Raw genomic sequence first — 20,313 nt, forward strand, 5'->3', positions numbered from 1 at the left:
CATGAGCCGTCAATTGAAACTCGGCGCCTTTCTCATGGCCACCGGGCACCACGTCGCCGCCTGGCGCCACCCGGACGTGCCGGCCAACGCCGGGCTGGATTTCGCCCAGTACAAACGCCTGGCGCAGATCGCCGAGGCGGCCAAGTTCGACGCGCTGTTTGTGGCCGACAGCGTTGCCGCCGCCACGGGTGAGATCGCCAGCCAGATGGCGCGTTCGGATCACTTCGAGCCGCTGACGTTGCTCTCGGCGTTGAGTGCGGTAACGGCGCGAATCGGCCTGATCGCCACGGCGACCACCAGCTACAACGAGCCCTACCACGTGGCCCGCAAATTCGCCTCGCTGGACCACCTCTCCGGCGGGCGCGCGGGCTGGAACCTGGTGACCTCGGACAATGCCGCCGAGGCGCAGAACTTTGGCCGCGATGAGCACCTGGGCCATCGCGAGCGTTACAGCCGGGCGCGGGAATTTCATCAGGTGGTGACCGGGCTGTGGGACAGCTGGGAAGACGACGCTTTTGTGCGCAACAAGGCCAGCGGCCACTACTATGACCCGGCGAAACTGCATGTGCTGGACCACGTCGGCGAGCATTTCCGGGTCAAGGGCCCGTTGAACATGGCCCGCTCGCCACAGGGCCAGCCGGTGGTCGTGCAGGCGGGTTCTTCCGAAGCCGGCCGGGAGCTGGCTGCGCAGACCGCCGACGTGGTGTTCACCGCGCAAACGTCGCTGGCCAATGCGCAGGCGTTTTATGCCGACCTCAAAGGGCGCCTGGGCGGCTACGGACGTGAGGCCGACGCGCTGAAAATCATGCCCGGCGTGTTTGTGGTGGTGGGGCCAACCGAGGCTGAGGCACAGGCGAAATTCGAGGCGTTCCAGGCGTTGGTCGAGCCCGAGGTGGGCGTGGCCTTGCTGGGGCGCATGCTGGGTAATTTCGACCTGTCCAAGTACCCGTTGGACGGGCCGTTGCCGTCGTTGCCATTGACCGACAGCGGGCAACGCAGCCGCCAGCAATTGCTCAGTGACCTGGCGAATCAGGAGCAGCTGACGCTGGCGCAACTGGGCCGGCGGATTGCCGGTGGTCGCGGGCATTACAGCCTGATCGGCACGCCGCTGCAGATTGCCGATGAGCTGCAACGCTGGTTCGAAAACGCTGCGGCCGATGGTTTCAATATCCTGGTGCCGCATTTGCCGGGAGGGCTTGAGGACTTTGCCCAATGGGTGGTGCCCGAGTTGCAGCGGCGCGGCCTGTTCCGGACCGACTACACCGGCAGCACACTCAGGGAACACCTCGGTTTGGTGCGCCCGGCGAATCGTTTCAAGGCGGCTCAGGCATGAAAATCCCTTTGCTGTTGCTGGGCCTGCTGGCCGTCACCCACACCGCGCTGGCGGCCGACCCCGCCACCCTGCGCATCGGCTACCAGAAAGGCTCTATCGCCCTGGTACTCGCCAAGGAACATGGCTTGCTGGAACAGCGCTTTGCACACACCGCGGTGAAATGGATCGAGTTTCCCGCCGGCCCGCAGATGCTTGAGGCACTGAACGTGGGCGCGCTGGATGTAGGCTCTACCGGCGATATCCCGCCGCTGTTCGCACAAGCGGCCGGTGCCGACCTGGTCTACATCGGCGCCGAACCGCCCAAGCCAACCGCCGAAACCCTGCTGGTGCGCAACGACAGCCCGCTGCACTCGGTTGCCGACCTCAGGGGCAAGAAAGTGGCCTTCCAGAAGGGCTCCAGCTCCCACAACCTGATCCTGCGCGCCTTGAATAAAGCCGGCCTGCGCTATCAGGATATTCAACCGGTGTACTTGCCCCCGGCCGACGCCCGCGCGGCGTTCGAGCAAGGCAGCGTGGACGCCTGGGCGATCTGGGAACCCTATTCGTCATTGGCTTTGAGCCAGAGCCCGAGCCATGTGCTGGCCAACGGCGAGGGCCTGGCTTTGTCGGGGCCGGTGTACACCGCGCGGCGTGAGTATGCGCAGGCGAACGGCGCGTTTATCCATGCACTGTTGGATGAACTCAGTGCTGCCGAAGCGCTCACCCGCAGCGAGCGTGAAGACAGCTTGAAGGTGCTGACCGCCTTTATGGGCCTGCCTGCCGAGGTGATTGCCCGCTATATGGATAACCGCCCGCCTTCGCCGATCCTGCCGATTGACGAGACGGTCATCCAGGCGCAGCAAGCGACGGCGGATCTGTTTTATCAGAACCGTTTGTTGCCCAAGGCCATTGAAGTGAAGAAAGCCGTGTGGAGCGCTGAAGCCAACTGAGGCCCAGCCTGCACCCACAGTTTTTGACTGTATTTCACATCAAGTCATGCAGAGCAGTAACAGGCTAAACACGGTCAACCTGTGGGAGCTGGCTTGCCTGCGATGGCGGTGGATCAGCCAGCCTGCTATCACTGACCCACCGCTTTCGCAGGCAAGCCAGCTCCCACAGGTTGAGTGGCGTCAGGCTTGATTTCGGGTGCTTTTTTCCACGAGGCACATGGGTGTGCCGGCCACCGGCTCGCGCATGATCTGCACCTGCACATCGAATACTTGACGCATCAGTTCGGCGCTGATCACTTCGGCGGGCGCGCCGTGCGCGACCAGTTTGCCGCCGTGCATCACCGCCAGGTGGTCGGCATAGCGGCAGGCCTGGTTGATGTCATGGAGCACGGTGATCACGGTCTTGCCTTCGGCGGCCAGTTCGCCCATCAGGTCGAGCAGTTCGACCTGGTGACTGATGTCGAGATAGGTAGTGGGTTCGTCGAGCAGCACCACCGGTGCGTTCTGCGCCAGCACCATCGCCAGCCACGCGCGTTGGCGCTGGCCTCCGGACAAGTCCGCCAGGGCACGGTCGGCCAGGGCGTCGAGCTCGAGGCGCTGCATGGCTTGGGTCACGTGGGCCTGGTCGTGGCCGCTCAGGCGTCCCCACAGCGAGTTATGCGGGCTGCGGCCATAAGCGATCAGTTGGCGCACGCTGACGCCTTCCGGCACCGGCAACACCTGGGGCAAAAATGCGATCTGTTGTGCCAACTGACGAGCGGACAGGCTGGCGTAGGCTTGATCCCCCAACGTCAACTCGCCCTGGCTTGGCTTGAGGATGCGCGCGAAGGCCTTGAGCAAGGTGGACTTGCCGCAGCCATTGGGCCCGATCAACGCAGTGACACGCCCCGGTGGCGGCGCGAACGACAAACCCTGCACGATGCGCGTGGCGCCGTAGCCGATGTCGAGTTGATGTGCTTTTAAAATGCTCATGTCATCAGCCCTTGAACCGTGCCAGCAACCAAAGAAAATACGGCGCGCCAATCACCGCCGTCAGCACCCCCGCAGGGATTTCGCTGGGCGCGATCAACGTGCGTCCGAGGGTGTCGGCCAGCACCAGCAACAGCGCGCCGATCAGCATCGCCGCCGGCAGCAGATACAGGTGATGCCCGCCCACCAGCCGCCGCGCCATGTGCGGCGCGACCAGGCCGATAAACCCAATCGGCCCGATCACCCCCACGCCGAGGCTGGTCAGGACCACCGCGCACGCCATCGCCAACCAGCGCGTGCGGGTCAGTGCGGTGCCCAGGCTGTGGGCGGCTTCGTCACCCAAGGCAATCAGGTTCAGCGGTTTGGCCAGGCACAGGCCCAACGGAATCAGCAGCAGAAACGGCAACACCAGCGCCACGTGGTGCCAGTTGCGGCTCCACAAACTGCCGGTCAATGCGAGCAAGGCGGTGTTGATATCCAGCGGATGGGAGAGGATCAGAAACTCGGTAACGCTGGACAACGTGACCGCAATCGCCACGCCCGACAGCGCGAAACGCACCCCGGAAAAACTCACGCCGGTGTTGTACAGCGCAAGCAGCAAGGCGCCACCCGCACCGCCGAGGCAGGCCACCAGGGGCAACCAGGCAATCGGCATGTGCGGCCAGCCGATGATCGCCACCGTCAGTGCCAGCCCGGCGCCTTGAGTGACGCCGAGGATTTCCGGCGAGGCCAGCGGGTTGCGAATCACACCCTGGACAATCGCCCCGGCCAGGCCGAACGCGCAGCCGGCGAGGATGGCGATCAGGCTGCGTGGCAGGCGATGGTTCCACACTTCGAAGTCGAGGGCGTTGTGGGCCAGCAGACGGTCCAGCACCGTTTCCGGGGTGAGCCACACCGTGCCGGCACTGAGGCTGACACCGGTCGCCACCAGCAACATGCCGAGCAGCAGCCATAGGCGTAATCGGGGTTGGGTCATAGCGCGCGCCTGGCAAGAAAGAGGAAGAACGGCGCACCGATCAGCGCGGTCACCACACCCGCCGGGGTTTCCACCGGAAAGGCCACAGCGCGGCTGAGCAAGTCGGCGCCGAGCACGATCGCCGCGCCCAGGGCTGCACTCATCGGGATCAGCCAGCGGTAGTCATTGCCGAGAAATTGCCGAATGATATTCGGCGCGATCAGCCCGACAAAACCGATGGGGCCGACGGCGCAGACGCTGGCCCCCACCAGCAACAGGCTGGCGAAAAATACCTGCAGACGCAGGCTGGCGATGCCCACGCCCAGCGAGCGTGCAGCGTCTTCGCCCAGGTTGATCAGGTTCAGGCGCGGCGCGCACCACAGCGCCCACAGGCCGCCGATCAAGGTGCAAGGCCAGAGTAATTGCACCTGGGCCGCGCCGACGTTCGCCAGGGAGCCGGCCAGCCAGTTCAGCACGCTTTGTGCCTGAGCCTCGACCAGAATCACCGTGAGCCGCGTCAATGCTGCGCACAGCGCCGCCACGGCCACGCCGGCCAATACCAGGCGACCTTGGGCGGTGGCGGGCGACCACGCACCGCCCAGACTGAACACGGTAATCCAGGCCAATGCGCCGCCCACGCAGGTCATCAACAACGCGCCGCCGGCGAAGGGTGGCGCGACCAGGCCGGTCGAGAACAATGCCAACCCCAGCGCCGCACCTGCCGTTACACCAAACAGCGACGGCGATGCCAGGCGGTTGCGGGTAATGCCCTGCATCAGTGCACCGGCCAGGCCCAGGCAGGCCCCGACCAAGGCCGCGCATACCGCTCGCGGCACCCGCAACTGGGCGACGATATAGGCCATATTGCCGCCCACGCTGCCCTGGTGAACCAAGCCATTCCAGGCATCCGTCGCCGTGAGGGTGAACGGTGACCAGCTGTACAAAGAGAGCCAGAACAATAAAGCGCCCAGCAGCACGATACTCGCTGCCGCGAGACTTCGGCCCATGCTTATTGGCTCAGTACGGCTTTGCCGCCTTTGAGAATGGCCAGGGCGTCTTCGGCGATTTGCTCCGAGGCCAACACACCGCGATTGCGCGCCCAGCTGTCGCCGTCGACTTCGGCCACATGGTGGTTACGCACCGCACCAAGCACTTGCCACAGCGGCTGCTTGCTCCAGGTGTCGACGATGCTTGGGCGGCGGTAGTGACCGACCAGCAACCAGCCCGGATCCAGCGCGAGCAATTGCTCCAGGCTGACAAACTCGGTGGGGGCGGCGTTGGCGCGCACCGAAGGTACTTTCAGGCCAATGGCTTGCAGCACGCTGCCGGCGTAGGAGTCCGGGCCGTGCACGGAAAAGCTGTCTTCCCGGGCGACGCCGAACAGCACGCTGGCACCGGCGGGTATCTGCTTGGCAATCGCCTGCAAATGCTCGCGGTTCTGCGCAATACGCGCCTCCATCTGCGGGCTTTTGCCCAGGGCCTTGCCGATCAGCTCGGCGGATTTGAGGCTGCCCTGGTAATCCTCACCACGCGAAGGCAACAGCAAGGTGGGCGCGATGCTCGACAGGTCGCTGTACAGCGCCTGGTGGCGATTGAGGTCGGCGACGATCAGGTCCGGCTTGAGCCGGGCGATTTCCTCGATGCTCGGCTGCGAGCGCAGGCCCACCGATTTCCATTGGCCGATGGCCTGGCGCACGCGTGGCAGCACTCGGTTGGCGTCGCCATCATCGGCAGCGCCTACGGGCGTAACGTCAACAGCGGCGAGGCTGTCGAGAAAGGAAAACTCCAGCACCACCACGCGCTTGGGCACATCCGGCAAGTGCACTGCGTGCTGACCATCATTGAGGTCGATGGGCGCAGCGCTTAACACACTGGAAGAGAACGCCAGGAGGCAGGCGGCAAGGGTCGGGATGGAGCGCAGCATTCGCATGACAGGGACCTCGGCGTTGGAACACCCCGGCTGGACAGGCTGGGGAAAACGGCGGGTACTATTCCATATCGGGACGATGCAATCAAAAAACATTCTTATTAACGCCTTTTCATTTACAAGCGCTGTACATCCTGTTGGCAGTTGGGCTGTTGTGGCGAGCGGGCTTGTTGTGGCGAGCGGGCTTGCCCCGCGTTGGGCTGCGCAGCAGCCCCTATTCAGTCACCGAAGTTTTTTCAGTCAGAACTCATTGGCAGGTTTTGGGGCCGCTTCGCAGCCCAACGCGGGGCAAGCCCGCTCGCCACATCAAGCACGCTTGCCTCGACAAGCCCGCTTGCCCTCAAGTTGCGCAGTTAGAAGTCGACGGTGGCCGAGAGCAAGTACGTACGCGGTGTCGACAGGGTCAATCCCGGTTCGCTGTCATCCGAGGCTCCGGCCGAGCTCCAGTAGCGTTTATCGGCGACGTTCTCGATATTGGCGCGCAAGGTGATGTGTTTGTCATCCACCTTGAAGGCGTAACGCGCGCCGACGTCGATGCGGTTCCAGGCATCAATTTCTTTCACGTTGGACTGATCCAGGTACTGCGAGCTGGAATAAATGCCCCGGCTGGTCAGGGTCAAACCCTCGAGCGTCGGCACATCCCATTCCGCCCCCAGGTTCACGTTGTACTTGGGTGTGGCCGGTGCGCGGTTGCCGTCGTAGGTGCCGTTGGTGGTATGGGTCAGCTCGCTGTCGATGTACATCACGCCACCGAGCAGGCGAAAGCCCTTGAGCGGCTCGCCAAACACACTCAGCTCCACCCCGTCGTTCTGGCGTTTGCCGTTGGGGCCGAACACTCGCGTGGTGGCGTTGGTTTCATAGGCTGGCTGTTTGATGCGGAACACGGCGGCGGTGACGGCAAAGGCGCCCGCGTCGTATTTGGCACCGACTTCGACCTGCCGGCTGATAAACGGCGGGAAGATTTCGTCTTCGTTGATCGAGGTAGAAGGTGCGATTTTGCCCTGGCTCAGGCCTTCCATGTAGTTGGCATACAGCGACAACGTGTCGGTGGCCTTGAAGAGGATGCCACCCGACGGCGAGACTTTTTCCTCGTCATAGGCGGTGTCACCTTTGACGTTGTCGGTCCAGTCATCCACCTTCACCCGCTGCCAGCGCGCGCCGAGGGTCAGCAGCAATCGGTCGTCAAAGAAACCCAGGGTGTCGGACAGCGCGACACCGCTGAACTTATTCTCTGTGTAGACCTTGGAATCGAAGCGCGTCGGCCGCGAGGGGGTCGGGGTTTGCACGGGGTCGTAAAGGTTACTTGGCGCCGCCGCGTAGCGCGCCCCGCCATTTTCAAAGTCCATATAAAAGTAGCTGGCAGCCAGGTTGAGCTCATGGCTGACGGGGCCGGTGTGCAACCAACTGCGCACGCCCGCCGTGGCGGTGCGCACGTTTTCGTCACGGGTAAAATCACGCGGCTGCACGCTGAAATCCCCGGCGTTGTTGGTGACGGACACCGCGTGGCGCAGGAAGTCGTGATTACTTTTCCGCGCGCCAACACCGCCGTAGAGCATCACGCTATCAGTGAGGTCGAACTCGCCGTTGACGGTGCCGAACGTGTCGTTGGTGCTGGCCTTGCTCCAGGGTTGCGCGTAGTTGCGGCGCACATCGCTGGCACTCGGCACGCGGGCATTCGGGCCGATCTGGACACGCTCCTGCGGGGCATCGGTGTCACGCTCGGTGTGACCGATGTCAGTGGAAAGGCGCAGGCGATCGCCACGAAAATCCAGGCCCAGAACGGCCATCTCACGGTCGACACTCTGGTGGTCCCACTCGGTGTCGCCAGACTGCTTCACGCCGTTGAAACGGATGCCGAATTTGTTGTCCTCACCAAAGCGCCGACCCACGTCCACCGCGCCGCCAGCCTGGCTGCCGGAGGCCCAGGTACCGGTAAACGAATTGATGTCTTTGTCGGTGGCGCGCTTGGGCACCACGTTGATTCCGCCGCCGACGCTGCCGCGTGGTGAGATGCCGTTGAGCAACTGGCTCGGGCCTTTGAGGATATCGACGCGCTCGGCCATTTCCATGTCGATGGTGTACGTCGGCAACACGCCGTACAGGCCGTTGTAGGCCACATCACTGTTGAACAGACTGAATCCGCGAATGGTGAACTGCTCATAGCGCCCACCGGCCGGGTTGGTGGCGCGCACTGAGGGGTCGCTGGCGACCAGGTCGCCGAGGGTGCGCGCCTGCTGGTTCTTCACCGCTTCCTCGGTGTAGGTGGTCATGCTGAACGGCGTTTCCATGAAGTCCCGCGAACCGAGCAAACCCTGCGAGCCACGACGCGCCACTTGCCCGCCAGCGTAGGTATCGCCGCCCTCCTGCCCCGCGCTGCCGATGATTGACGTCGGCGCCAATTGCAGGCTGCTGCCTTCGGGCACCGGCACCAGCCTGTACGCCTGCTCACCCATCGGTTGCAATTGCAGGCCAGAGCCTTGCAACAGGTGAGCAAAGCCCTCCTCCACGCCATATTCGCCGGCCAGGCCACTGCTGCTGCGACCGCTGACCAACGCAGGATCTACCGACAGATTGACCCCCGACAACCCGGCGAAACGGGTCAACGCCGCGCTCAGGCTGCCGGCCGGCACCTGGTAGCTGCGCCGAGCACTGCTGTCTTCGGCATAGCTGATCGGGACGAATAATGGGCTGGCACTGAGGCTCAGCATCAGGCTCAAGTTCAGTAACGGGCGCAGGCGCAAGGGTGGGACGGCGGGCATTGGCGGAAGCTCTCGATTTGATTCACTTGCCATGAATGACAGGCGAGGTGAAAAAAAGGGACAGGCATCGGCCATTTTTTTTCAGACAATGAAGCGCTCAACTGATCGGTACTTTTAGCCCCACCTTGCCCCGGTCCAGCGCCTGGTATTCCCGCAGGCTGGCGACATTCAGTATCAGCACGAAATCCACTTCGCCGGTGACGGGGTAGCAATGGCGCGCCTGGGGCAGGATCGACCCGTCGAAACTGTCCAGGACCAGGGTGGAGAAGAAGGTCAGTGGGTGCGCCTGGCGTGCCTGATCAACCCTGCTGGTGACGTTGATGGGACTGTTGCTGCTGGCGGTGGTTGGCAGCTAAACGCTTATGTGCCAGGGTTCTCCCGGCCATTACCCTGAGCATTTTCGTCTTGCATAGAAGCCACCCATTGCTCAGGATGGCGGCCTGATTTCAACCTCTGCAAGAAGGCTCGACGCATGAAACTATTGCGTAAATGGCGCGAACATCAAGCGCGCAAGGCATTACGCGCGCTCTCCCCCCTGGAGCGTTCGACGCAGAAACTGCGCAACCGTTACCCCGACTACAGCTTTGGCATAGGGACCTACGGGGACCTGAAGGTTCACGACTGGCATGAAGGCACGACCTTGCGCGTGGGTGCCTACACGTCCATTGCCGGCAATGTCGAAGTGTACCTGGGGGGCCATCATCGCACCGATTGGCTCAGTTGCTATCCCTTCCCGGCCAAGGTCAAAAGCCTCGCGCACATCACTGATTTTGGTGGCAGCAAGGGCGACGTGATCATTGGCAATGATTGCTGGATCAGCTCGCACGCGAAGATTCTGTCCGGCGTCACCATCGGCAATGGCGCGGTCGTCGCGGCCGGCTCCATTGTGACCAAGGACGTTGCCCCGTACGCCATCGTGGGCGGCAACCCCGCCAAACATATCCGCTGGCGCTTCGATGAGCCCACCCGCCAGATCCTCGAACAGTCCGCCTGGTGGGAATGGCCGGAAACCGAGGTGCGCGCGATCGCTCATTTGCTCTGCAGCACGGATATCGACCCGTTTGTGGATTACCTCAAGCAGCGCGCCACTGGCGCCTGACGGGTGCCGACAGGCAGCCCACGGAAAAAATAGCGCGCATGAAAAAGCCCAACCTTTTCAGGTTGGGCTTGATCAAGAATATGGTTTCTGCCACTCCATTACAGACGAAACCGACCTACTTCCTGTTTAAGTCCTATCGCCAACTGATTCAAATCGTTGCTGGTGCGCAGAAGATCTTGCACAGACTGATTATTTTGCTCAGCCATCTGTGCAGATCGTTCGACGTTACGTGCGACGTCCTGACTTGCAGCTGTTTGCTCACGCAAGGCCAAAGAAATCTGTTCGACCACCTCGAGCACTTGGCCAGAGCTTTGACTAATTTCAGTAATAGCCTTGCCAGCTGACTCCGCCATTTCCACACCCTGGCTAACTTCCATCACGCCGCTGCGCATACTCTCCACAGTCTCACGGACTCCGAGTTGGATCTTGTCGATCATGCCGGCAATTTCCTGGGTAGATTTACCGGTGTTCTGCGCGAGCAACCGTACCTCGTCGGCGACTACTGCAAAGCCGCGGCCTTGTTCACCCGCTCGAGCAGCCTCAATGGCAGCGTTGAGGGCGAGGAGATTGGTTTGATCTGCGATGCCTTGAATAACACTGATAATGGTAGATATCTGCTCGGAATGGTGGCCCAACTCTGACACTTTGGTTGAGGCATGCTGCACGGTCTTCGCGATACCATTCATGCTGGTCAGTGTGTTCTGGATGACGGTGGATCCATCTATTGATTGCTGACCAGAGCGATGAGCGAGTCCGCCGGCCTCGCCTGCGTTATTGGATACATGGTTGATACTTACCGTAAGTTCTTCAACCGTGGCCGCCATCGCGGATGCCGAGTTTGATTGTTCGTTTACCGCGCTGGAAAGCTGCTCCGAAGCTCCTGAAATCTTCTGTACGGATTCAATCAATTGACTGGCAGCTTGATTGATCTGCTGAATCATTTCCCGCAGGCGCGTTTGCATGCGATCAAATGCCCTGGGCAGTTCATCGCTGCTGCTGGTATCAATCACGGTGTCCAATCTACCTTCGGCAACCGCTGTCGCCGCGTCTATAGCCACTTGCAGGCGGGCGCGCGTGGTGCGGCCTAAAGCATAGGCGAGGATGACCGCCAAAAAGGCCGCAATCAAACCACCGGCCACCAGAATCGTAATCGCGCGATCCTTGGCGTTGTTCATCTCTTGAGTGCGGCTTGCCAACAGAACGTCTTCTGCCTGCGATAGCTCTGCAATAATGCCGCGCATGCCATCCATTTTGGCTTTGTCTGCGCCGCTGCTTATGCGCTGATTCAGCGAATCACCGGAGGTGCCGCTTTGCGTCAGCTCACGCCGTTGCGCGATGATCGAATGAACGTCTTCGTCCAGCCACCGCTTTTGTAGCTGCTCCAATGAGGCAAGCCGTTTCTGCTGCTCGGCGTTATCAATCGTCAGTTCTTTGAGCGTCGCAAGACTGCTAGAGAATGTACTTTCACCGGCAATCTGGGGCTCAAGAAAGTTGTCCTTGCCGGTGATGACGAAGCCGCGCATACCGGTCTCGATATTGATCAACTGTTCAAGGGCTATCTTGGACTGACTTAACACGCGATAACTGTGGACGTTGCTGCTGATCGCACTGTCGACCTGTCCGAACCCACGGTATGCGCTGATGACAAGGATGCCCAACAGAAACACGATGGCGGCAAAGCTGAGGTAGAGCCTTTGGGAAATACTGAGTTTGCTATACATATGTATGCTCGAATGGTGGAGCATCCTTGGCTCGGACTTTTAGATTTTTAATGCAAAGATCGAATGATGTCGTATCGACATCACTCTTTATCGACTGCTAGTGCCCTAGCTTGAGTGGCGCTCTCAACAGGCATCAAATTTACTGGAGTGCGCCTTAAGACATGAGTCTGGGCATCACGTTTAGTCAACAGAAAGCCCCCCATAGCAGGCTGCCACCCCTCACGGGAAGCGGAGCCAAAGCTGCAGAATGGTTGGAGTCCGCTCGATCACTGCTTGTCTCCCACTCATAACCTGTAGCCGCTGGTGGACCGGTGATCGAGCCTCTAGCAAAACAATGGCTCATTGACATCATCGCAACCGTCAGACAACCCCTATTTAAGTAAAGGAATGTTGAAACAGCGGTTAGGAAAACCCCTACCCCAATGCGCTGGTCACAAAATCGACGGCAGCGATGAGCAAGACAAAAGCGCCAAAAAGGACTGCTTACCCATAACTTAATAACTCCTCCAGTGCGAAGTTAAAATGCTTTTCACATAACCCTGACAGGCCCGCAGCGCGATCAATCCTTGGTCGCCGGCGTCGGTGATGCCGATAATTCTTTGAGCATGCGCTGGGTCAAGTTGGGCTCGACGGGCTGCATGAACCACGCCGACGGTGCCGGCGGCGGTAGGCACGTTGCAGCCACTGGCTGGATCGTCGGCAAGGAGGACTGACAGCCGCACATCAGCAGTGGCAAGGCGATCGCGCAGCAGAGCCTGGTTACGTTGAGCATCGGATAGTTCTCGAGTGTGTTGTTGGTCCTGGGCCGCGAGATCCTGCTCGATGGCCAGGCGCTTGTTCTGTTCTGCGCGGGCTTGCGCGCTGGCGGCTTTAGCTATTGCGGCCAAATCATCCTTGTGCAGGCCGGCCTGCTCGGCGAACCAATCACGCATCTGTTGCTCCATCCGGGCTTTCTGCCAACCGCCGGCGCGGAAGGCTACCTGTTCGGCCTGGCCAAGAACTGTTCTGCCCTGCTTCTCGAAGCTCGATGACGCCCACATCACCCGGATGTCTGCATCCAATAGGTGGGCATGGTCTTCGTTGTGAATGCTACCGGTTTCGGCAAGGATCTCGGCTTGGAGCCAGTCCCACACCTCTGGAGCTGGGGTCAGGCGAATATTGTGAGAAGACAAAATCTAAGGGATCGAGCAACGAAGCAACAGGCATCGGCCTTTTCACGACTCCCCCATAACGTCTTTGAGATGGTAGGTTCTCGTGCGTAACGAACGACCTAGAGCTTAATGAAATGAAAGACCTGAGCCATCAAGAACCTAAGCCCCCAAGATTCAAACTTCTTAGCTTGCTAAAGGACGGGACGTGGTTTGCAAGCTTCACAGTACTGTTAATTTTTGCGATCAATGTCGTAGATGAACGAAGTCAACTTAGAAGCGACGTCAAACACCTGACTGACAAGTTGGCGGAGGTGAGAAAGGACCTTGAGTCAGCTCACCTCGAAAACAAGCAGCTCAACGATTCACTGCTCCAAAGCCGAATCGATCTCGCCACGAAAGAGGTTCGTCTCGAAGAGTTCGATAAACAACTCGCCTCCATCAATCGGGACGCTTTGAACTCTAAGGCAGAAGCTGAAACCTACAAAGCACTCACGGCATCTGATAAACGCTGCGAACCCTACAGGCAAGATATTTCAAGACTGGAGAGCAAACTCGCTATATCGGCACTGGATGTATTCTCGACTCGAGGAGAGCAGCGCAGAGAGACACTGGCGGCGCTGGAACGGAGCAAAGACTCATTGGATGCTTGCATGGGGATAAAACGTTAACTGCCTGATCTCACCCCAGCTCCTTACGGCTATTCAACTCACCATGATGTGGGTTTGTACGTGTGCGTGCCCATGCAGCTCCGCGACGATCAGCCCTTGAGGGATTCCGGCGACCCGAGCAGCGTCGACCGCCTTGGCGATGGCAACATCCAGGTCGGTCAGTGCCTTGTTGATGTCCTGGCTCATCGGCAGCGCGTGGCGCAGGCGGGTTACGTTGCTCATCAGCTGAACGGATCGGCAGGTTTAGCGATCGAGCGCACAAACCACATGAAACCCTGCTGCAGATTGGACTTTGCCAACGCTAACAGTCGCGGGTCAACGCCTTCAATCTGGCCGATCTGCTTGAACAGCTCGCCGGCGTCGGCTTCCAGAGCTTTGATCGAGTTCATGCCGTCGATCTCGGACTGACTCAGGTCGCGGTAGCCGGTGATTTTCTTGTGCTGGTTATCCATGGGGGATTCCTCATGATTGCGCGCCACGATTTGGCGCATTCGAAAACGTGGCGCGGATTACGGCGCCTGCCGCTCTACCGCTTCGCTGACCTTCTCGGCCGCCTTGCTAGCGATATCAGCCACCTGGACTGCGGAGCGTGAAGCGTCTTGCACCTTCACTGCAGCGTCCTGGGTCTTCTCGGCCAGGGTAGTCAGTCGCAGGTCGCGCTTGCCCAGTGCGGCGTCGTAAGCGGCGCGAACCTCGGCAAGCTGTTTGGTCTGCTCGCTACTGGCGGACCACACGCCGGCTTGGTAGCCAAGTGTCAGCCCGCCGAACACCAGCAGGATCGCAATGCCCCATACTTCGGCGCGCCGCCACCAATGGCGGGCGATGAAGTTGATTGCGCATCTGTCCATCAGTTGATGCCTCCCAGCTTGGTTCGCAGTCGGGCGATCTCTTCGCTCTGCGAGGTGACCGTTGCCGTGAGCTGCGCGACCTGGCTTGTGAGGGATTCGATCTTCCCTTCCATGCCCCCTACTGCAGCGCGTCGTCAGGATTTTAAACCTATGCCACCGCAAGTGGCGCGATGCTGAAAAGCGGCCGTGGCTGGAGAGCGTGCCGATGATATCGATGCTTGAGGAAAAGAGGTCTGCCCGGAAACCCTACCCGATGTCCTGGGAAGAGCAGGCGATTCTGTTCCCTGAACTGCCGGATCACCTGTTGAGGATGGCCCTCTATAAGGTGAACACGGGGTGCCGGGAACAGGAAGTGTGCAAGTTACGATGGGAGTGGGAAATACGGGTGCCGGATCTGAACACCAGTGTGTTTTTGATACCTGCCGGATTCGGTGGGCGAAGTGATAAAGCAGGTGTGAAGAACGGCGATGAACGCCTGGTGATCCTGAACAGAGTGGCGATGAACATCATCGACAAGCAACTCGGCCTGCATAAAGACTTGGTGTTCCCCTACGGACAGCCAGATCAATATGGGGCCACCACCATGGACAGAATGAACGACACGGCCTGGAGGAAGGCCAGGAAGCGCGCGGCGGACAAGTGGGAGGTAGCCAACCAGTCGCCGGCGCATCCAGGGTTCAGGGCATTCCGGATTCACGACCTAAAGCACACCTTTGGCAGAAGGCTACGTGCAGCGGGCGTGACAGAGGAGGATCGGAAAGCATTGTTGGGGCACAAGAACGGCAGCATTACGAGCCACTATTCTACCCCGGAGCTGCAGCACCTGATTGAGGCTGCGAACAAAGTGTCGGCAACTGACTCTAGGGGGCCAGCGCTGACTATCTTGAGAAGGAAATCGGGCTGATCCCCCGCAAAAGTCCCTATGCATGAAAAAGCCGAACTGGTTAGAGTTCGGCTAAGTCATTGAAAAATATGGTCGGGACGGAGTGATTCGAACACTCGACCCCTAGCACCCCATGCTAGTGCGCTACCGGACTGCGCTACGCCCCGACTAGGCGTGTTACTGGGTTCGCTTCGCTACGAAGCGATCCGGAATATACCGCAAGCTTTTGAAATGTGGAAGTATTTTAAAAGCCGGCGTTATTTCTTCAAAACCACCAGCACATCTTCGAGTTCGGAGATCATCTGGCGGATCAGTTGCTTGTATTGGGTGGTGTCGTCTTTGGCTTCATCACCGGACATGCGCTGGCGCGCGCCACTGATGGTGAACCCTTGGTCGTACAGCAACGCGCGGATCTGTCGGATCATCAGCACATCCTGGCGCTGATAATACCGACGGTTCCCGGTGCGTTTGACGGGGTTGAGTTGAGGAAACTCCTGCTCCCAATAGCGCAGCACGTGCGGCTTGACCGCACAGAGCTCGCTGACTTCACCAATGGTGAAGTAGCGTTTGCCTGGGATGACGGGTAGTTCGTCGTTATGACTTGGTTCCAGCATAAGCCTCAACTCGGGCCTTCAACTTCTGCCCTGGACGAAAGGTGACCACACGGCGAGCCGTGATCGGGATTTCTTCTCCCGTTTTTGGATTGCGGCCAGGCCGCTGGCGTTTGTCCCGCAGGTCAAAATTGCCGAAACCGGACAATTTGACCTGTTCGTTGTCTTCCAGAGCGTGCCTGATTTCTTCAAAAAACAGCTCGACCAATTCCTTGGCTTCGCGTTTGTTCAGACCCAGCTCTTCGTACAGACGTTCCGCCATCTCAGCTTTCGTCAAAGCCCCCATACGTCACTTCCTTAACGTGGCGTTCAACCTTTGTTCAAGCGAGGTGAGGATATTTTGTGTCGTGGTATTCACCTCATCGTCATTAAGAGTGCGCGATGGATGCTGCCAGGTCAAGCCAACTGCAAGGCTTTTTCTATGCGGATCAATGCCTTTACCCTGATAGACGTCAAATAGCCTGAGGTCTGTCAGCCATTCCCCTGCATTTTCACGGATTACATCCAGAACGGCAGTGGCGGCGACTTCGCGATCGGCGATCAGGGCCAGGTCACGACGCACTTCAGGGAAGCGCGACAACTCGCTGAATTTAGGCATCTTGCCCGACGCAACTTCCGCCAAGACTAGCTCAAAAACGAATACCGGACGGTCCAGGCCGAGGGTTTTCGACAACTCCGGGTGGATGGCACCTACGTAGCCCACCAGGCGCCCTTCGCGTTCGATACGCGCAGTCTGGCCTGGGTGCAACGCTGGGTGGCTGCCCGGCACGAACGTGAAATCGTCAAGCGCGCCGGCAAAGCCCAATACCGCTTCCACGTCAGCCTTGACGTCGAAGAAGTCCACGGCGTCGCGGCCTTGGGCCCAGCCCTCAGGCAGGCGGCTGCCGCACACCACGCCAGCCAGCATCGGTTCTTGTTTCAGGCCGTCGAGTTGGCCGACAAAACGCAGACCGCTTTCGAACATGCGCACGCGGTCTTGCTGACGATTAAGATTGTGGGACAGTGCCTTTACCAGGCCCGGCCACAACGACGAACGCATGGCCGCCATGTCGTTCGAGATCGGGTTAGCCAACAGCAGTGGCTCGACGCCCGGGTTGAACAACTCGAACTGTTTAGGATCGATGAAGCTGTAGGTCACCGCTTCCTGGTAGCCACGAGCGACCAGCAGGCGACGCAACTCCGGCAGGTGCGCACGGGCCTCAGCTTTAGGCTGCGGCGCCAGGCGTGCTTGCGGATAGCGAACCGGCAGGCGGTTGTAGCCATACAGGCGGGCCAGTTCTTCGATCAGGTCAACTTCCAGGCTGATATCGAAGCGATGGCTTGGCACTTCGACGTGCCACTGCCCTTCCCCGCTCGCGGCAATGCTCAGGCCGAGGGCCGACAGCAGTTGCTCGATCTGAGCCGGCTCGATCACCAGGCCGAGCATTTGCTCGACGCTCTTGGCGCGCAAGGTGATCGGTGCAACGGATGGCAGGTGCTGCTCGCTCACGGTTTCAGTGATCGGGCCAGTTTCGCCGCCGGTGATTTCCAGCAGCAGGCCAGTGGCGCGCTCCATGGCTTCACGGGCCAGATTCCAGTCCACGCCACGCTCATAGCGGTGCGAAGCATCAGTGTGCAGGCCGTAGGAACGGGCTTTGCCAGCGATGGCGATCTGATCAAAGAACGCACTTTCAAGGAAAATATCACGCGTGGTCGCGGACACGCCGCTGTGCTCGCCACCCATCACGCCGGCAATGGCCAGGGCGCGGGAATGATCGGCGATCACCAGGGTATCGGCGCGCAGGGCCACTTCCTGGCCGTCGAGCAGTACCAGCTTCTCGCCTTCTTCAGCCATGCGGACGCGGATGCCGCCGTTGATTTCGGCGAGATCGAACGCGTGCAGCGGTTGGCCCAGCTCCAGCATCACGTAGTTGGTGATGTCGACGGCAGCGTCGATGCTGCGTACATCGGCGCGGCGCAGGCGCTCAACCATCCACAGCGGGGTTGGCTTGGACAGGTCGACGTTGCGGATCACACGGCCCAGGTAACGCGGGCAAGCGTTGGGAGCCAAGACTTCGATCGGGCGCACTTCATCGTGCACAGCGGGCACGGCGGCAACCACCGGACGAGTAACCGGGACGTTATACAACGCACCCACTTCGCGTGCCAGACCGGCCAGGGACAGACAGTCGCCACGGTTCGGGGTCAGGTCGACCTCGATGCTGGCGTCTTCGAGTTCCAGGTAAACGCGGATGTCCTGGCCCACTGGCGCGTCGGCCGGCAGTTCCATCAGGCCGTCGTTGCCTTCGCCCACTTGCAGTTCAGCCTGGGAGCACAGCATGCCGTTGGATTCAACGCCACGCAGCTTGGCTTTCTTGATCTTGAAGTCACCCGGCAGTTCGGCGCCGATCATGGCAAACGGAATCTTCAGGCCCGGGCGCACGTTAGGCGCTCCGCACACGACCTGAAACGTCTGCGCGCCGTCACTGACCTGGCACACACGCAATTTGTCGGCATCCGGGTGCTGCTCGGTGCTCAGCACCTCGCCCACCACGACGCCGCTGAAAACACCGGCGGCCGGCGTGACGCTATCGACCTCAAGACCGGCCATCGACAGACGAGCAACCAGCTCGTCGCGATCTACCTGCGGGCTTACCCAGCCACGCAGCCATTGTTCACTGAATTTCATCCTGCTCTCCTAAAGATTCGTTACGACTAGCGAAATTGCGCGAGGAACCGCAAGTCGTTGTCGAAGAACAGACGCAAGTCGTTCACGCCGTAACGCAGCATGGCCAGGCGCTCAACGCCCATGCCGAAGGCAAAGCCCGAGAACTCTTCCGGGTCGATCCCGGACATGCGCAGCACGTTAGGGTGAACCATGCCGCAGCCCATCACTTCCAGCCAACCGGTCTGTTTGCAGACGCGGCAGCCTTTGCCGCTGCACATCACGCATTCCATGTCGACTTCAGCGGACGGCTCGGTGAACGGGAAGAACGAAGGACGGAAACGCACCGCCAGCTCTTTCTCGAAGAACACCCGCAGGAATTCTTCGATGGTGCCTTTGAGGTCGGCGAAATTGATATCGCGATCAACCAGCAGGCCTTCGACCTGGTGGAACATCGGCGAGTGGGTGATATCCGAGTCGCTACGGTACACACGGCCTGGGCAGACGATGCGGATCGGCGGCTTGGTCGCTTCCATTGTGCGGACCTGTACCGGCGAGGTATGGGTGCGCAACAGCATGTTCGCGTTGAAATAGAAGGTGTCGTGCATCGACCGGGCCGGGTGATGGCCTGGGATGTTGAGCGCCTCGAAGTTGTGATAGTCGTCTTCGACCTCAGGGCCTTCGGCAATGCCGTAGCCGATGTGGGTAAAGAACTGCTCGATACGTTCCAGAGTCCGGGTGATCGGATGCAGACCGCCCGAGGCCTGGCCACGGCCAGGCAGGGTCACGTCAATGGACTCGGCGGCGAGTTTGGCCGCAAGATCGGCCTCCTCGAGCGACGCCTTGCGCGCATTGAGAACCTCTGTGACACGCTCCTTGGCAACGTTGATCAGCGCACCGACTTGCGGACGCTCTTCAGCCGGCAAATTCCCCAGGGTCTTCATCACCTGAGTCAATTCACCTTTCTTGCCAAGGTAGTGAACCCGGATTTGCTCCAGGGCATTTACATCTTCAGCGCTTTGCACAGCCTCAAGGGCTTGAGCGACGAGCGCGTCCAGGTTTTCCATGTACAGACTCCAGATACAAAATAGGGGAAGAGCTTGAAGGCTCTTCCCCTATTTATGACGTTTACCACCTTGAGCTGCAGGAGCAGCCCAGGGTGACTGTCGGGGGTACTTAAGCCAAGGTGGCTTTAGCTTTCTCGACAATCGCAGCAAACACCGCTTTATCGTTCACGGCCAGTTCAGCCAGAACCTTACGGTCGATTTCGATGGACGCTTTTTTCAGGCCAGCGATGAAACGGCTGTAGGACAGACCGTTAACACGAGCACCAGCATTGATACGAGCGATCCACAGAGCGCGGAACTGACGTTTTTTCTGACGACGGTCACGGTAGGCGTATTGGCCTGCCTTGATTACCGCTTGCTTGGCAACACGGAATACGCGTGAGCGTGCGCCGTAGTAGCCTTTAGCGAGTTTCAGAATTTTTTTGTGACGTTTACGGGCAATGACGCCACGCTTTACACGAGCCATGAGTTACTTCCTCTAGTCTTGATCCAAAAATTAACGAAGGCGCAGCATGCGCTCGACTTTTGCCACGTCAGACGGATGCAGCAAGCTGCTACCGCGCAGTTGACGCTTACGCTTGGTCGACATTTTGGTCAGGATGTGGCTCTTGAAAGCGTGCTTGTGCTTGATACCGTTAGCAGTTTTCAGAAACCGCTTAGCAGCACCACTTTTAGTCTTCATCTTTGGCATGTTCGGATACTCCGCATTCAGTTGATAAACATAATCAGAAGGCCTGCCGTGCCCTGTT

General features: G+C 59.8%; 21 protein-coding genes, 1 tRNA gene and 2 pseudogenes. 5 read left to right on the plus strand and 19 right to left on the minus strand.

Annotation, left to right across the window (positions count from 1 at the left end; genetic code table 11):
- Position 1: 1 nt before the first annotated feature.
- Complete coding sequence (locus NTD89_RS25250; protein WP_262210310.1) at positions 2-1,333, plus strand: LLM class flavin-dependent oxidoreductase; 1,332 nt, start codon at positions 2-4, stop codon at positions 1,331-1,333.
- A complete protein-coding gene (locus NTD89_RS25255) occupies positions 1,330-2,262 on the plus strand; it encodes a sulfonate ABC transporter substrate-binding protein (RefSeq protein WP_262210312.1) in 933 nt (310 codons plus the stop codon). The genes NTD89_RS25250 and NTD89_RS25255 overlap by 4 nt, the downstream gene beginning before the upstream one ends.
- Before the next feature lie 180 nt (positions 2,263-2,442).
- On the opposite strand, the gene fecE is transcribed toward NTD89_RS25255, so the two are convergent.
- The 6 genes from fecE to NTD89_RS29625 all read right to left on the minus strand — a co-directional run bounded on the left by fecE (position 2,443) and on the right by NTD89_RS29625 (position 9,224).
- Positions 2,443-3,234, minus strand: a complete 792-nt coding sequence (fecE, locus tag NTD89_RS25260; protein ID WP_242199170.1) for a Fe(3+) dicitrate ABC transporter ATP-binding protein FecE — start codon at positions 3,232-3,234, stop codon at positions 2,443-2,445.
- Positions 3,235-3,238: 4 nt separating this feature from the next.
- Positions 3,239-4,207 (minus strand): FecCD family ABC transporter permease, encoded by a 969-nt coding sequence (locus tag NTD89_RS25265; protein WP_145165875.1) that lies wholly within the window; start codon positions 4,205-4,207, stop codon positions 3,239-3,241.
- A complete protein-coding gene (fecC, locus tag NTD89_RS25270) occupies positions 4,204-5,193 on the minus strand; it encodes an iron-dicitrate ABC transporter permease FecC (protein ID WP_262210315.1) in 990 nt (329 codons plus the stop codon). Before fecC ends, NTD89_RS25265 begins: the two co-directional genes overlap by 4 nt.
- Positions 5,194-5,195: 2 nt before the next feature.
- Entirely contained in the window at positions 5,196-6,110 is a 915-nt protein-coding gene (locus NTD89_RS25275; protein ID WP_410017229.1) for a Fe(3+) dicitrate ABC transporter substrate-binding protein FecB, read from the minus strand.
- Between the two features lie 356 nt (positions 6,111-6,466).
- Positions 6,467-8,872, minus strand: a complete 2,406-nt coding sequence (locus NTD89_RS25280; protein ID WP_262210319.1) for a TonB-dependent receptor — start codon at positions 8,870-8,872, stop codon at positions 6,467-6,469.
- 97 nt (positions 8,873-8,969) lie between these two features.
- On the minus strand, positions 8,970-9,224 hold the full coding sequence (locus NTD89_RS29625; protein WP_410017230.1) for an Lrp/AsnC ligand binding domain-containing protein: 255 nt from the start codon (positions 9,222-9,224) through the stop codon (positions 8,970-8,972).
- Between the two features lie 120 nt (positions 9,225-9,344).
- Here NTD89_RS29625 and NTD89_RS25285 point away from each other — a divergent pair, with 120 nt between their 5' ends.
- Complete coding sequence (locus tag NTD89_RS25285) at positions 9,345-9,971, plus strand: CatB-related O-acetyltransferase (protein WP_106580540.1); 627 nt, start codon at positions 9,345-9,347, stop codon at positions 9,969-9,971.
- Between the two features lie 98 nt (positions 9,972-10,069).
- Here NTD89_RS25285 and NTD89_RS25290 read toward each other — a convergent pair whose 3' ends face one another.
- Together NTD89_RS25290 and NTD89_RS25295 are read right to left on the minus strand one after the other, a co-directional pair.
- Positions 10,070-11,692 (minus strand): methyl-accepting chemotaxis protein, encoded by a 1,623-nt coding sequence (locus NTD89_RS25290; RefSeq protein ID WP_262210322.1) that lies wholly within the window; start codon positions 11,690-11,692, stop codon positions 10,070-10,072.
- A 494-nt stretch (positions 11,693-12,186) separates the two neighbouring features.
- Positions 12,187-12,825, minus strand: a complete 639-nt coding sequence (locus NTD89_RS25295) for a lysis system i-spanin subunit Rz (RefSeq protein ID WP_410017231.1) — start codon at positions 12,823-12,825, stop codon at positions 12,187-12,189.
- 152 nt (positions 12,826-12,977) lie between these two features.
- Here NTD89_RS25295 and NTD89_RS25305 point away from each other — a divergent pair, with 152 nt between their 5' ends.
- A complete protein-coding gene (locus NTD89_RS25305; RefSeq protein WP_262210323.1) occupies positions 12,978-13,511 on the plus strand; it encodes a hypothetical protein in 534 nt (177 codons plus the stop codon).
- 33 nt (positions 13,512-13,544) lie between these two features.
- Here NTD89_RS25305 and NTD89_RS25310 read toward each other — a convergent pair whose 3' ends face one another.
- The 4 genes and pseudogenes from NTD89_RS25310 to NTD89_RS25325 all read right to left on the minus strand — a co-directional run.
- The gene (locus NTD89_RS25310) at positions 13,545-13,733 is read right to left on the minus strand and encodes a hypothetical protein (protein WP_262210325.1); all 189 of its coding nucleotides are present in this window, start codon (positions 13,731-13,733) and stop codon (positions 13,545-13,547) included.
- Positions 13,733-13,963: a hypothetical protein gene (locus NTD89_RS25315; protein ID WP_262210326.1), complete on the minus strand. Its 231-nt coding sequence runs from the start codon at positions 13,961-13,963 to the stop codon at positions 13,733-13,735. The genes NTD89_RS25310 and NTD89_RS25315 overlap by 1 nt, the downstream gene beginning before the upstream one ends.
- 57 nt (positions 13,964-14,020) lie before the next feature.
- Positions 14,021-14,359 carry a hypothetical protein gene (locus NTD89_RS25320; RefSeq protein ID WP_262210327.1) on the minus strand — a complete coding sequence of 113 codons (339 nt, stop codon included), beginning with the start codon at positions 14,357-14,359 and terminating at the stop codon, positions 14,021-14,023.
- Positions 14,359-14,487 (minus strand): annotated as a pseudogene (locus tag NTD89_RS25325) (chemotaxis protein); the annotation flags it as partial. The pseudogene NTD89_RS25325 and the gene NTD89_RS25320, both read right to left, overlap by 1 nt.
- Here NTD89_RS25325 and NTD89_RS25330 point away from each other — a divergent pair.
- Positions 14,481-15,263: pseudogene (locus tag NTD89_RS25330) on the plus strand (tyrosine-type recombinase/integrase); the annotation flags it as partial. The pseudogenes NTD89_RS25325 and NTD89_RS25330 sit on opposite strands and share 7 nt — an antisense overlap.
- A gap of 69 nt (positions 15,264-15,332) precedes the next feature.
- Here the strand turns inward: NTD89_RS25330 and NTD89_RS25335 are convergent.
- From NTD89_RS25335 to rpmI, 7 genes are all read right to left on the minus strand, one after another.
- Positions 15,333-15,409, minus strand: a tRNA-Pro gene (locus NTD89_RS25335).
- 90 nt (positions 15,410-15,499) lie between these two features.
- On the minus strand, positions 15,500-15,856 hold the full coding sequence (locus NTD89_RS25340) for a MerR family transcriptional regulator (RefSeq protein WP_003174972.1): 357 nt from the start codon (positions 15,854-15,856) through the stop codon (positions 15,500-15,502).
- The gene (gene ihfA, locus NTD89_RS25345; protein WP_002553164.1) at positions 15,837-16,139 is read right to left on the minus strand and encodes an integration host factor subunit alpha; all 303 of its coding nucleotides are present in this window, start codon (positions 16,137-16,139) and stop codon (positions 15,837-15,839) included. Before ihfA ends, NTD89_RS25340 begins: the two co-directional genes overlap by 20 nt.
- Positions 16,140-16,142: 3 nt before the next feature.
- Complete coding sequence (pheT, locus tag NTD89_RS25350) at positions 16,143-18,521, minus strand: phenylalanine--tRNA ligase subunit beta (RefSeq protein WP_262210330.1); 2,379 nt, start codon at positions 18,519-18,521, stop codon at positions 16,143-16,145.
- 26 nt (positions 18,522-18,547) lie between these two features.
- Positions 18,548-19,564 (minus strand): phenylalanine--tRNA ligase subunit alpha, encoded by a 1,017-nt coding sequence (pheS, locus tag NTD89_RS25355; protein ID WP_057721572.1) that lies wholly within the window; start codon positions 19,562-19,564, stop codon positions 18,548-18,550.
- 109 nt (positions 19,565-19,673) lie between these two features.
- On the minus strand, positions 19,674-20,030 hold the full coding sequence (rplT, locus tag NTD89_RS25360) for a 50S ribosomal protein L20 (RefSeq protein WP_053257052.1): 357 nt from the start codon (positions 20,028-20,030) through the stop codon (positions 19,674-19,676).
- 30 nt (positions 20,031-20,060) lie between these two features.
- Positions 20,061-20,255, minus strand: a complete 195-nt coding sequence (gene rpmI, locus NTD89_RS25365) for a 50S ribosomal protein L35 (RefSeq protein ID WP_002553160.1) — start codon at positions 20,253-20,255, stop codon at positions 20,061-20,063.
- Positions 20,256-20,313 lie beyond the last annotated feature (58 nt).

Origin of the sequence: Pseudomonas sp. 14P_5.3_Bac1, from assembly GCF_025466135.1 — a bacterium.
Classification (GTDB): domain Bacteria; phylum Pseudomonadota; class Gammaproteobacteria; order Pseudomonadales; family Pseudomonadaceae; genus Aquipseudomonas.